Genomic DNA, 12,066 nt, shown 5'->3' on the forward strand with positions numbered 1-12,066 from the left:
AAGTTAATATGTGGAATCTAAAAGATAAAAAAGCACTGGTTACGGGCGGCTCAAAAGGAATAGGAAAAGCTGCGGTTATTGAACTATTAAAGTTGGATGCTGAAGTACTTTTTACTGCTCGAAACGAAAAAGAGATAGTCACACTGGAAAAAGGATTAAAAAGTAAGGGCTATAAGATTACCGGACTTGTGGCAGATTCAGCAAAATCTGACGATATAGAAAAAGTAAGGTATTGGATAGAAGAAAAATGGCAAAGGCTAGATATCTTAGTGAATAACGCTGGCATTAATATTAGGAAAATGGCTAAAGATTATTCCGAAGAAGAATTTCGGAAAGTACTGGAGATAAACCTTATTGCTCCCTTTGAAATTAGCAGAGCATTACATCCATTTTTAAAAAATTCAGGAAATGCTTCTATTATAAATATAGCTTCCTCAGCTGCTATTCAGGATGTAGGCACAGGAACTCCTTATGCCATGTCTAAAGCAGGTTTATTACAACAATCAAGAAGCCTGGCGGTTGAATGGGCCCGAGATGGAATAAGAGTAAATTCGGTTTCACCATGGTTTACAAAGACACCTCTTACAGAAGGATATCTTGAGAACAAGGAAAAGATGGGATCTATTTTAAAACGTACACCATTAAACCGAGTGGCAGATGCAGAAGAAATAGCCGCTATCATTGCATTTTTAGCCATGAATAAATCGTCATTTATTACTGGACAAAATTTGGTAGCCGATGGCGGCATGAGCATTAATGCCTTATAATTCGCATTATTTAGTATCTTTAAAAAAACAAAATCAATGAAAAAATTACTATTAGTTGCACTTATGGGAGTCCTATTTATCTCCTGTAATGATAAGAAAAAAGAACAGGAACAAATTGCCAAAGATCCCAATCTAAAAGTCCATGAAAAAATTGCCATGGCAAATGGATTTGAGAAGTTTGACAGTATAAGCATGCTAAAATTTACTTTCAATGTTAAAGTAAACGATACTTTACGTTCAGAAAGGCGCTGGGCATGGGATCTTAAAAATAATAAAATCAGCCTTACAGAAAAGGACTCTACAATGAGTTATACTAAAAAAGACAGCCTTACTAAAGAGAAAGAATATATAGACCAAAGATTTGTGAATGATTCTTACTGGTTACTTTTTCCCTATCAGTTAAAATGGTCCAATGCAGATTTTAGTGAACCAAAAACAGCAAAAGCACCTATCAGCGGAGATGAAATGCAAATGTTAAGCGTTAGTTTCCCATCAAAAGGTGGTTATACTCCCGGAGACAGCTATGATATATATTTTGATGATGACTTTATGATTCAGGAATGGGTATATAAAGCTGCTGGAGGTGGCAGGGAGATGGCTACTACCTGGGAAGATTATGAAAACTTCAACGGCTTAAAAATTTCAAAAATGCATAAGTCTGAAGATGGAAATTTTGAACTTTATTTTACTAATATTTCTGTAGAATAATAGCGAAGCGAAGCGAAAATATACCTAGAAGAAAATAATTCTAAAGCAGGGGATCTCTCTTTTCGGTTGAGATGAAAATAAAAATAGCTCCGCGAAGTGAGAAATCTCTTGTTTTATAATTATGCCTTTTTCTTTTCCATTATCCCTTTCTTCAGAATCTGTCCAAACTCGTACATATCTTCAAATGAACAATAAAAGGGAGCAGGCGCTAATCTTATAACATTAGGCTCCCGCCAATCTGTGATCACTCCCTGATCCATTAAATAGCTGAAAAGTTCTTTACCTTCTCCATGTAGAAACATCGAAAGCTGGGTGCCTCTTTTCTCCTGATCTGCCGGGGTAATAATTTCAAAAGAACTATCAACTTCCTTATCTATCTCATGCAATACATGTTCCAGGTAGGCAACAATCTTATTTCGTTTTTCAATTAAAGCGGGCATTCCAACTTCATCAAACATTTCGAGCGAAGCCAGATATGGAGCCATAGCGAGAATAGGAGCATTGCTAATTTGCCAGGCATCGGCGGTGGGTTCCGGTTGAAATTCTGGTTCCATCAAGAATCGCCTTTCTTTGTTATGGCCCCACCAGCCTTCAAATCTTGGAATATCTTTTTTATTATGGTACTTCTTATTGATAAAGCAGCCAGAAGCATTTCCGGGACCAGAATTCATATATTTATAGCTACACCAGGCAGCAAAATCCACCTCCCATTCACTCAGCTTCAACTCAATATTTCCGGCGGCATGTGCCAGATCCCAGCCTACAAATGCACCTACATCGTGACCGGCTTTAGTAATCGTTTTCATATCAAATACCTGCCCGGTATAATAATTCACACCTCCAACAAGTACAAGCGCACACTCCTCTCCTACTTCTTTAATTTTTTTAAGGACATCTTCAGTCCTAAAATTATGCTCCCCTTCTCGCTTTTTAATTTCCACAATTGCATCAGAGGGATCATTACCATGAAATCTTACCTGACTTGAAATCATATACTGATCGCTAGGGAAAGCCTTTTCCTCACAAATAATTTTATAGCGTTTTCCAGAAGGTCTGTAAAAGGAAACCATTAATAGATGAAGGTTTACCGTAAGCGTATTCATAACGGTTACTTCGGAAGGATTCGCGCCCACTACTTTCGCTAGTTTCCCGGAAAAGCGTTCATGATAATCCCACCAGGATTTTTCTGCATAAAAATGACCTTCCACAGCGAGTTCAGCCCAGTCTTTCATGACCTCATCTACATATTTTTTGGCCGATTTAGGTTGAAGTCCCAATGAATTGCCTACAAAATAAATTACATCTTTCCCGTTCACTTTTGGGAAAATGAATTCATTCCTATATATTGAAAGTTTGTCTTCTTTATCTAACTGCCTGGCAAATTCCCTGGAATTCCTGAACTGCATATTTTGAAATTTTCGTAAAAATACAATTTCGTTTTAAATGGAACAGGACATAAACACCGTATAAAACCTTAATTTTGTAAAAAAAAGCATGCATTTTTTACCCGAAAACATAGATGAATACATTGTAGAGCATTCTCAAAAAGAACCTGAGTTGCTTTATCAACTTAACAGGGAAACCCACCAAAAAATCTTACAGCCGAGGATGCTGAGTGGTCCTTATCAGGGACGTGTATTAAGTCTGCTTTCCAAAATGAAAGCCCCGAATAGTATTCTAGAAATCGGGACTTATACGGGTTATTCAGCTTTATGCCTTGCAGAAGGTTTAGCAGACAATGGTATGCTCCATACCATAGATGTGAATGAGGAACTTTACGATTTTCAGAAGAAATATTTTGAAGCATCAGAATATAACTCTCAAATAAAGCAATATCTGGGAGATGCAATTGAAATTATACCCAATATCGATTCTAAATTTGATCTTGTTTTTATAGATGCCGATAAACCTAACTACCCAAAATATTTTGAGCTCATTATTAATAAAATGAATCAGGGAGGAGTAATATTATCTGATAATGTTCTGTGGTCTGGTAAAGTAATAATGGATGTGAAAGATGATGATGAATCTACCCGGGCAGTTTTAGAATATAACAAGATGCTGGCTGAAGATAAACGTATAGAAACCGTTATTTTACCTATTAGGGACGGGCTAACACTTAGCAGGGTCAAATAACCTTAATATAATCTTCTTCCAGAGCGATCGTAAAGCCTGTAAAATATAATGGCTATAATAATACCCACAATCATCCCCACAATAATGTCCCCGGGGTAATGAACTCCCACATAGATACGACTCATCACAAAGATGATTGGCCAGATATATGCCAGGTAAATCCATTTTGTTTTCTGCGAAATTACGAGAACGAGAAAAGTGGTTGCCGCAAAGGAAGTCGAGGAATGACCTGAAAAGAAACTATAATTGGTTGGCTCCTGAAGTATGCGTATCACTTCAATAAGCTCTGGAGTATTATTAGGCCTCAATCTCAAGGCAATTCCTTTGACCAGATTGGTAAAACCCCAGGTGGTAAAAACCGTGGACAGCAAAAAAAGTGAAGAAAATGTAGCTTTCTTCCAATGGAATGCAAGAAAGAAAAACCCAAAGAATAGCAGGTAAAGTGGAATCCAGTGCCGCGGATCAGTAACGAATATCCAGAAGGCATCATACTTTTCGATCCCCAGGCTGTTAAGATATACAAAGAGCTCTCTGTCCCAATGCTCAATTTGCTCCCACATTCATCTTAAAATTTAGGGCTTCCGTCTTACAGAACCTGTGATCTCGTCTATATCTTCCTTTACCTTATCTATCTCACCTCTTACATCTTTGGTGAAATCTGTATCGATGCCCTGCTTATCGGCACTTTTCTGAATTTCACTTTTAATATCATTGGAGGCATTCCTTACAGCTTTCATGCCTTTTCCTAATCCTCTGGCGATATCCGGGATTTTATCGGCGCCAAAAACCATTACCAGGATAAACATGATAAAAGCAATTTCAGCTCCGCTAATAAATAAAGGTAACGTATACATAGTGGGACAAATATAATTACAAATCTAAGCATAAAAAAAGCCGACTCGTTAAAGTCGGCTTAAATATTAACACTAATAATGACTAGTCTTGAGATTCTTTAAATTCTTCAAATTCATTCTTATTCTCATTCTTAGGCCAGCTATTGTTATTTATATCTACATCTGCTGTTTCAAGATCGGGATCTATTGTAATATTGGTGATTTCCTTGTTAGAAGGGATCACTTTACTCACAAGTTGATCGTTCTTTCTCCAGATTTGTACTGGATAGGTCATTTTTTCTGAGGTCCCATCGGCATAGGTCACCTCAACGATAAGAGGCATTACCAATCCGCCTGGCTTTTCAAACACCACCTGATAGAAATACTTTGGAGCTTTAAGTTTCTTTCTTTCTTCTTCTGTAAAATTATCCATTACATAGGCCTGCAGGGTTTCAGAATTTTCTAGTAAAGACTTCTTTTTCATGTCTTCATTAAATTCCGCATCGTCTTCAGAAACTACATATAAAGCCTTAGTTTCTTCAGGAGAAGTACCGTAACGCTTCAACATTTCCCTTCCGGCTTCCGTAGGATTATCTGTTACATAATATTTATTCACTTCTTTAATCCCTATATCCACATTATCTGTAGTATAGAACCATCCTCTCCAGAACCAGTCAAGATCTACACTTGAAGCATCCTCCATGGTACGGAAAAAATCTTCAGGAGTTGGGTGTTTAAACATCCATCTTTTGGAATAGGTAGTAAAAGCATAATCAAAAAGCTCACGTCCCATTACTGTTTCCCGAAGAATGTTCAAAGCAGTTGCGGGTTTCCCGTAAGCATTATTCCCCAATTGATGAACCTGCTCGGGATTGGACATTATTGGAGAAATAAAATCCTGGTTTCCCTTCATATAAGGTACAATCTTACTAGGTTCTCCTCTTCTGGATGGATATTTATCGTTTGGAGCCACCGCTTCAGGATATTCTTCTGCAAATTCCTGTTCTGCCACATATTGAACAAATGTATTGATTCCTTCATCCATCCATCCCCATTGACGTTCATCTGAATTTACGATCATCGGGAAGAAGTTATGTCCAACCTCATGTATAATCACACTCATCATTCCAAATTTGGTACGATCGCTGTAATTTCCGTCTTCATCCGGGCGACCATAATTCCAGCAAATCATAGGATACTCCATCCCCTGATTCTTTGCATGAACAGAAACCGCTTTGTGATAAGGATATTGGAAAGTATGAGCTGAATAACTCTTCAATGTACTTGCAACTACTTTAGTTGACCATTCTTCCCAGAGAGGATTTCCTTCTTTAGGATAAAGGGACACTGCCATCACATCTTTTCCCATAACATCTACCGCCATCATATCTAAGATAAATTTTCTGGAAGTCGAAAATGCAAAGTCACGAACCATCTCGGCCTTATAAGTCCAGGTTTTGGTTTTATTGGAAAAACCTTTTTCAGCTTTTTCAGCTTCTTCCTGTGTAACGATTAGAACCGGCTTATCATAGGTCTTTTTAGCCTGCTCGTAACGTTTTATCATGTCTTTAGAGTATACTTCTTTTCTATTCTGAAGTTCTCCCGTTGCCTCCATAACGTGATCTGCCGGCACAGTGATATTCACTTCATAGTCCCCAAACGGAAGCGCGAATTCACCATTTCCCCAGAACTGGTAATTTTGCCATCCTTCCACATCATTATAAACAGCCATTCTTGGAAAGAACTGAGCGATCACATAAGCTTTATTCCCATCTTCAGGAAAGAATTCGTAACCTGAACGCGCACGGTTCGTAACGTGGTTATTCACCTGGTAATTCCATTTAATATCAAAGGTATAGCTTTCTCCAGCTTTTAAAGGCTGTGCCATGTCTATACGCATCATGGTTTGATGAATGGTATATTTCAAAGGAGCTCCATTTCTGGAAACTTCCTGAATGTTAAAACCTCCGTCAAATGCTTCCTCCAAATAATTACTCGTAAACCTTCCCGGTGTGGTTACCGGAGCCATTCCATCACCATCTTTTAAAAGAGCCGGGGCATCTTTCTTACGAATATTCTGGTCTAACTGAACCCAAAGATATTCCAGATCCTGGGGAGAATTATTATGGTAGGTAATCGTCTCTTCTCCAGTTATTACTGAATTTTTATCATCCAGAACGATATCCATTTTATAATCGGCTTCATTCTGGTAATATGCCGGTCCGGGAGCTCCGGAGGCCGTTCTATATTGATTTGGAGTGGCAAGTTCCTGATACATCTGCCTAAATTTGTTTTGGTTCGTGTGACCCTCCTGCCTCGGTTCTTGTTGTTCAGTTTCCTGGGCAGATACACCTGCGAAAACGAACATTAAGAACACGGAGCATAACATGTTTAATTTCTTCATTTAGTTTGTTTTGATTTAAGATTGCTAAAAATAAGAATTTTTATTTCCATCCAAGAAAGCTTTCTAAAAATTAACCGTATTACTGCCCTTAGCTTTTGTAAGCAGCATACTTTTTATTTCACCCCCTTTTTTTACATGGGTAATATTTTTTTGAGCATCAAAAAGATCGCTTAGGATAAGGTTTTCTACTTTCACTTTTTTAAAACTCTCCACACCTATAGCCTCTATAAAAAGTACAATCTGATCTGCTTCAAATTTACTTCCTAAGAGCTGAAGATCCAGCATCTCACCATCTGCCGTAACCTGCAATTTTTTATCAAGGTACTTTTCCATGATCTCTTTATGCTTTTGAAGATCCTCCTTATACGACAAACTTATATCCTTTTGATATCGTTTACTGAGAACATCTTCAAAATCATCGATAAATACTCTAGAAATTATTTGAACATTCTTCTGCTCCTGTTTGTATTCTATTTCGGTAACACTAAGATAGGTTTCGTGATCCAGAGTGGTGAAAGACGATAAAAAAACCAGTCCAAAGAAAAGAAGGAAAACTTTTTTCATATACATTTTTAAGATTTTTGAGCAAATATCAAACCAAACTGACTGTTTAGTATTATCGGTTATAAGACAAAAGAAAAGGCCAATAGTTTAAATTTCTAGCCTGGAATTTCTCTGGTAGTATTTAGGGCAGCACCCCTTCTCTCTTTAAAATCACCAATTTGCGTTTGAAAATATTCAATCAACACAAATGCGTTATTATTTATAACCAGATGTTTAAATCTCGGATCTTCCGTACAGAAATATAAAAAATTACAGACCTCATTATCATTTAGTTCAAGATCCTCTCTAAAGAACTCCTGACCAACAATCGCAATACTTTTATTAACCAGTTCTTTGGCGGTATAACTTCTCGATTTTTCAGAATTCCCGGACAGTTTATCTATCACCGCACCGGCTATTTTATCTACCCTAATCCCTCCAACAGGATTAGGTTTTGTGTAAGGATTTAACTTTTTATCTTTTTCTATAAATTCATTCAGGTTATTTTGAAGCCTGTTTTTGGTTTCTACTTCGGTTATGGAAATCTTTTTCAGGTCATTTACCAGGTATCCAGATAGTTTTATATCATCTATCCTTACTTCAGCAAGTTCATTCATTTTATCTTTCAACAGTATCTTCAGGCTACCGCTTTTCATCATTTCTTTAGTCACTACTAAGAATTTATTCTCAAACTGAACGGAAGACACGTACAGACTATCATTTTCTTTGGCGATAATTTGAAAATAACCATCTTCATTGGTCACGCTTCCTTTTTCCTGATTGAGGTTGATGATATGAATCTTTTCAATATCCAGACTTTTGGCCTCTACTTGACCTTTCAGGATTAGAGATTCCTGGGCATAAGAACTGGAACTCATAAGCATTATAAATAGCAGAAGGGCCGGTGAATGGAAAATTTTTTTCCATGTTTTAAATGTAATCTTGGGTTTTTCCTCTATCATATCTTACAAAAAAAGTGATTTTAATCCAGTTCCCGCAATTTCTTAAAAGAATCTATCTTCATCTTATAAAAATCAATCAATTTTAAAACACGCTCGGTATTTACAAGTTCTTTATATTGAGGATCTTCGGTGCAGTAAAATAAAAAATTAATAATCTCCTTTTCTGGGATCTCCAGTTGAGTCACAAAGAAAGCTTTTCCTATAATGTTCAAACCTTTATTCACCAGAATGGCAGTCTTATTATTTTCTTCGGCTTTCTCTAAACGCTCTGTGGTTCCATTTAATTGATTGATAACTGAAATCATTGGCCCTTCTCCCGTAGCAGATTGTATGGCAAGTTCCAGGCTACTCCTTCTAGGTTTAGGAAAAGGAATGCCCAGTTTTTCATAAATTGATTTAGGCATTCTGGTGATATCTTCAGAAAGAACGCCAGACAATTTAATATCATCCAGTTGCACTTCCTCCAATTCGTTGAACTTATCAATTAATTTAACCTCTATGGGTTTATCAAAATTTGAATCTCTTACTATCCAATTCCTATTTTCAAACTGAACGGAAGAAAAGAAAATAGTATCTCCGGCTCTTGCATAAATTTTGAATTTTCCGGAAGCATCACTTGTTGTTCCCTGTTCCAGATTCAAATTAACAATATGGATATTTGAAGGTGAAATACTATCAGACAGAATTTGCCCTTCCAGAAGTTGTATTTCCTGAGAGAATGTTTGAGAACCTGCGGAAAGTAACAGGAAAAAAAGAGCCAGGGGCCTACAATTAATTTTTCGGATCAAGACGAATTGGTTAGCACTCGTATCTTTTTAAAACGCCGAATAATAGGTTTTAGCCTCTAAGGAGAGGTAAACTTTTGTTAATAAACGCATTTATCTAAATTTACACTAAAAAATATGATGAACGCGATACTTGCCAGTACCTCAACATTACATAATCAGGATTATCTCGAATATTTAGTTCCGCATTTACCAGAATTGTATATGGATGTAAAAGAAATAATTTTCATTCCCTATGCACGGCCCGGCGGAATGTCACATGAAGAATATACCAGTAAAGCCGCTAAATCCTTTTCTAAAGCTGGAATAAAAGTAAAAGGTATCCATGAATTTGAAGATCCGGCAAAAGCAATTGAAAACACCCAGGGAATCTTTACCGGCGGCGGAAATACTTTCCTGCTGGTTTCAGAATTGTACAGAAATAAGGTGATGAATACCATTAAAGCGGTGGTAAAAAACGGTACACCTTATATGGGAACCAGTGCCGGCACCAATATTGGAGGATTAAGTATGCAAACTACTAATGATATGCCTATCGTCTATCCTCCTTCTTTTCAAACTCTGGGACTCGTTCCTTTTAATATAAATCCGCACTATTTAGATCCTGATCCCAATTCAGAACATAAAGGGGAAACGAGAGAAACAAGAATCAAAGAATTTCACCACTTAAATTCCCAACCGGTTGTGGGACTTAGAGAGGGAAGTTGGTTAGAGTTGAGGGATAATAAAGTTACGTTAAAAGGAACGTTACAGGCAAGGCTTTTTAAAAAGGATAAATTACCTTTCGAAATAGAGACAGGAACCAACTTAACCGATTTAAATTAAGATGAATTACCAGCAAATCCTTGATACTATATATGAGGAAATGAGCTACCGGGATGTGTCTGGAAAAGTAGCCTCTTACATTCCGGAATTAGCCCGGGTAGACCGCAAAAAATTTGGAATGCACGTGTATTGTGGCGATCAGGAAAATTTTAGTTTCGGTGATAGTGATGAATGCTTTTCCATTCAAAGTATTTCAAAAGTATTTACCCTTGCCATGGCCATGCGTTTAATGGGGGAAGATCTATGGGATCGCCTAAATGTAGAGCCTTCCGGAGATCCATTTAATAGTCTTACCCAGCTTGAATATGAAAATGGAGTTCCAAGGAATCCCTTTATTAATGCCGGGGCTTTAGTACTTTCTGATATTTTGGTTGATCAGCTTAAAGATCCAAAACGTGAATTATTGGATTTTGTGCATAAAATTACAGGGGATACAAGCATTAAATATGATGAAACCGTAGCCCAGTCTGAAAAATCTACCGGCTACCGAAATATTGCCCTGGTAAATTATATAAAAGCACTGGGGAATATTAAATGCGATGTAGAACCAATTGTAGATTTTTATTTCCATCAATGTTCTCTGTCCATGTCCTGCGCACAACTTTCAAAAGCATTTATGATATTTGCCAATAAAGGAAGAGTTTTAGAAACAGGAGAAAAAATCCTTAAACCTAAAACAGTAAAGAGGATCAACGCTTTAATGCAAACCTGTGGCTTTTACGATGAAGCAGGCGAATTCAGCTTTCAGGTAGGTTTACCGGGAAAAAGTGGTGTTGGTGGCGGGATCGTAGCTATTCATCCCGATAACTACTCTGTGGCCGTTTGGAGTCCAATTCTAAATGAAAAAGGAAATTCTGAATTAGGCATGAAAGCTTTAGAAAGACTTACCACTTTAACCGGAGTTTCGGTTTTCTAAAATTAGAATTAAGTAGTAACTCATCATTTCAGCACATTTTCTGCTCATTATTCATACGTTTTAAAATGATTAGTCGCTTTTTTTCCTTCTTTAGTATTTGTTCGCATGTTTTATTCAGATGCAACATTCTTATCCATAGAAAACTTGCGACTATAATTAATACGGCACATAGTATATAATAAATTAGTAAAATCATCCCCCCAGATTTTTAAAAAAGAGAAAAACTCTTTTTAAGATTAGAATATAAAATTAGGAGGATTGTTCTTATATTTTTAACTCAATACACGCCATAATACACTGATTTACAATCTATAATTAATAATGATATTCTAATCTACCTGTGTTTAAACTAGTGGGAGAATACACTTGTATATGAAAAACACTCATGTCTGGTTTGAGAAACTAGACCGCTAGGTTTTTGGATATAAGAAAAAGTTAGACTTGATTTAACTAACTGATAAACAAAATAATTTTTAGAACTGTGTACTTTAAAGAAGGGCAGCATTCGAAAATTTGTAAAAGCAGAGTACAGATAGTATAAAATGTTTTGAACTATCGAAAATCCCGAATTCAGGTTTGTTCTTTAAAATTTTTATCAGACAAAGTATCCTAAACTGGATAATGTTGGCAATCTTAACTTATTTAAGAAACTCATTTCCCTGTAATCAAGAAAATATTTAGACTCTCAAATTAAATTGAGGCTAATCAAAGAATTTATTGAAGAAAGCAGGAATTCGTTTTCCACTTAGAATTGAAGGATCATACTCAAAGAGAGAGGACTCTAATTTACCCCAACAAAAAAATGCCTCCCGAAGATCGGAAAGCATTCTTTTATAAATTGAACACTGCTAAAATTAAAGTGCTGCGACGTGCTTAGTCAAATTTGACTTTAAGTTAGCAGCTTTATTATCGTGAATAATATTTTTCTTAGCTAATTTATCTACCATAGAAATAACAGAAGGCAACATCGCCTCAGCTTCTTTCTTATCGGCCTCACGCAATTTCTTGATCGCGTTTCTGGTAGTTTTATGCTGGTAGCGATTTCTAAGACGCTTTGTCTCATTGCTACGAATCCTCTTCAACGCTGACTTATGATTTGCCATTACAATTGTTATTTAAATGTTTTTTAAAAGTAGTCCGTAGGGGAATCGAACCCCTGTTACCAGGATGAAAACCTGGCGTCCTAA

The 12,066-nt window shown here is 36.7% G+C and carries 13 protein-coding genes; 5 read left to right on the forward strand and 8 right to left on the reverse strand.

All coding sequences use genetic code 11. The features are described 5' to 3' along the window. Positions 1-8 precede the first annotated feature (8 nt). Together Q1K34_RS07740 and Q1K34_RS07745 are read left to right on the forward strand one after the other, a co-directional pair. A complete protein-coding gene (locus Q1K34_RS07740) occupies positions 9-767 on the forward strand; it encodes an SDR family oxidoreductase (protein ID WP_300436807.1) in 759 nt (252 codons plus the stop codon). Positions 768-803: 36 nt separating this feature from the next. Further along, complete coding sequence (locus Q1K34_RS07745; RefSeq protein ID WP_300436809.1) at positions 804-1,475, forward strand: hypothetical protein; 672 nt, start codon at positions 804-806, stop codon at positions 1,473-1,475. A gap of 119 nt (positions 1,476-1,594) precedes the next feature. On the opposite strand, the gene kynU is transcribed toward Q1K34_RS07745, so the two are convergent. Next, positions 1,595-2,881, reverse strand: a complete 1,287-nt coding sequence (gene kynU / locus Q1K34_RS07750; RefSeq protein ID WP_300436812.1) for a kynureninase — start codon at positions 2,879-2,881, stop codon at positions 1,595-1,597. 88 nt (positions 2,882-2,969) lie between these two features. Here kynU and Q1K34_RS07755 point away from each other — a divergent pair, with 88 nt between their 5' ends. Then, the gene (locus tag Q1K34_RS07755; protein ID WP_300436814.1) at positions 2,970-3,611 is read left to right on the forward strand and encodes an O-methyltransferase; all 642 of its coding nucleotides are present in this window, start codon (positions 2,970-2,972) and stop codon (positions 3,609-3,611) included. A gap of 2 nt (positions 3,612-3,613) precedes the next feature. Here Q1K34_RS07755 and Q1K34_RS07760 read toward each other — a convergent pair whose 3' ends face one another. The 6 genes from Q1K34_RS07760 to Q1K34_RS07785 form a co-directional block, all read right to left on the reverse strand. Then, positions 3,614-4,171, reverse strand: a complete 558-nt coding sequence (locus Q1K34_RS07760; RefSeq protein ID WP_300436816.1) for a phosphatase PAP2 family protein — start codon at positions 4,169-4,171, stop codon at positions 3,614-3,616. A 12-nt stretch (positions 4,172-4,183) separates the two neighbouring features. Beyond that, entirely contained in the window at positions 4,184-4,465 is a 282-nt protein-coding gene (locus Q1K34_RS07765) for a twin-arginine translocase TatA/TatE family subunit (RefSeq protein WP_300436819.1), read from the reverse strand. A gap of 82 nt (positions 4,466-4,547) precedes the next feature. After that, positions 4,548-6,848 (reverse strand): M1 family metallopeptidase, encoded by a 2,301-nt coding sequence (locus Q1K34_RS07770; protein WP_300436822.1) that lies wholly within the window; start codon positions 6,846-6,848, stop codon positions 4,548-4,550. A gap of 63 nt (positions 6,849-6,911) precedes the next feature. Continuing rightward, positions 6,912-7,418 (reverse strand): DUF6702 family protein, encoded by a 507-nt coding sequence (locus Q1K34_RS07775; RefSeq protein ID WP_300436825.1) that lies wholly within the window; start codon positions 7,416-7,418, stop codon positions 6,912-6,914. A gap of 89 nt (positions 7,419-7,507) precedes the next feature. Next, positions 7,508-8,269, reverse strand: a complete 762-nt coding sequence (locus Q1K34_RS07780) for a carboxypeptidase-like regulatory domain-containing protein (RefSeq protein WP_300436828.1) — start codon at positions 8,267-8,269, stop codon at positions 7,508-7,510. A 104-nt stretch (positions 8,270-8,373) separates the two neighbouring features. Then, positions 8,374-9,141: a hypothetical protein gene (locus tag Q1K34_RS07785; protein ID WP_300436830.1), complete on the reverse strand. Its 768-nt coding sequence runs from the start codon at positions 9,139-9,141 to the stop codon at positions 8,374-8,376. A gap of 114 nt (positions 9,142-9,255) precedes the next feature. Between Q1K34_RS07785 and pepE the strand changes: the two genes are divergently transcribed. Together pepE and Q1K34_RS07795 are read left to right on the forward strand one after the other, a co-directional pair. Continuing rightward, a complete protein-coding gene (pepE, locus tag Q1K34_RS07790; protein ID WP_300436833.1) occupies positions 9,256-9,963 on the forward strand; it encodes a dipeptidase PepE in 708 nt (235 codons plus the stop codon). Position 9,964: 1 nt separating this feature from the next. Beyond that, positions 9,965-10,879, forward strand: a complete 915-nt coding sequence (locus tag Q1K34_RS07795; RefSeq protein WP_300436836.1) for a glutaminase — start codon at positions 9,965-9,967, stop codon at positions 10,877-10,879. 854 nt (positions 10,880-11,733) lie between these two features. On the opposite strand, the gene rpsT is transcribed toward Q1K34_RS07795, so the two are convergent. Then, positions 11,734-11,982 carry a 30S ribosomal protein S20 gene (gene rpsT, locus Q1K34_RS07800; protein ID WP_300436839.1) on the reverse strand — a complete coding sequence of 83 codons (249 nt, stop codon included), beginning with the start codon at positions 11,980-11,982 and terminating at the stop codon, positions 11,734-11,736. Positions 11,983-12,066: the final 84 nt, after the last annotated feature.

It is taken from the genome of Christiangramia sp. (genome assembly GCF_029937855.1).
Taxonomy (GTDB): Bacteria; Bacteroidota; Bacteroidia; order Flavobacteriales; family Flavobacteriaceae; genus Christiangramia.

Bases quoted from the DNA above. Each gene is read 5' to 3' on its own strand.
- Q1K34_RS07780 (WP_300436828.1), bottom strand. From the start codon at position 8,269: ATGAGTTCCAGTTCTTATGCCCAGGAATCTCTAATCCTGAAAGGTCAA.
- rpsT (WP_300436839.1), bottom strand. From the start codon at position 11,982: ATGGCAAATCATAAGTCAGCGTTGAAGAGGATTCGTAGCAATGAGACA.
- Q1K34_RS07740 (WP_300436807.1), top strand. From the start codon at position 9: ATGTGGAATCTAAAAGATAAAAAAGCACTGGTTACGGGCGGCTCAAAA.
- Q1K34_RS07760 (WP_300436816.1), bottom strand. From the start codon at position 4,171: ATGTGGGAGCAAATTGAGCATTGGGACAGAGAGCTCTTTGTATATCTT.
- kynU (WP_300436812.1), bottom strand. From the start codon at position 2,881: ATGCAGTTCAGGAATTCCAGGGAATTTGCCAGGCAGTTAGATAAAGAA.
- Q1K34_RS07755 (WP_300436814.1), top strand. From the start codon at position 2,970: ATGCATTTTTTACCCGAAAACATAGATGAATACATTGTAGAGCATTCT.
- pepE (WP_300436833.1), top strand. From the start codon at position 9,256: ATGATGAACGCGATACTTGCCAGTACCTCAACATTACATAATCAGGAT.
- Q1K34_RS07795 (WP_300436836.1), top strand. From the start codon at position 9,965: ATGAATTACCAGCAAATCCTTGATACTATATATGAGGAAATGAGCTAC.
- Q1K34_RS07745 (WP_300436809.1), top strand. From the start codon at position 804: ATGAAAAAATTACTATTAGTTGCACTTATGGGAGTCCTATTTATCTCC.
- Q1K34_RS07770 (WP_300436822.1), bottom strand. From the start codon at position 6,848: ATGAAGAAATTAAACATGTTATGCTCCGTGTTCTTAATGTTCGTTTTC.
- Q1K34_RS07775 (WP_300436825.1), bottom strand. From the start codon at position 7,418: ATGTATATGAAAAAAGTTTTCCTTCTTTTCTTTGGACTGGTTTTTTTA.
- Q1K34_RS07765 (WP_300436819.1), bottom strand. From the start codon at position 4,465: ATGTATACGTTACCTTTATTTATTAGCGGAGCTGAAATTGCTTTTATC.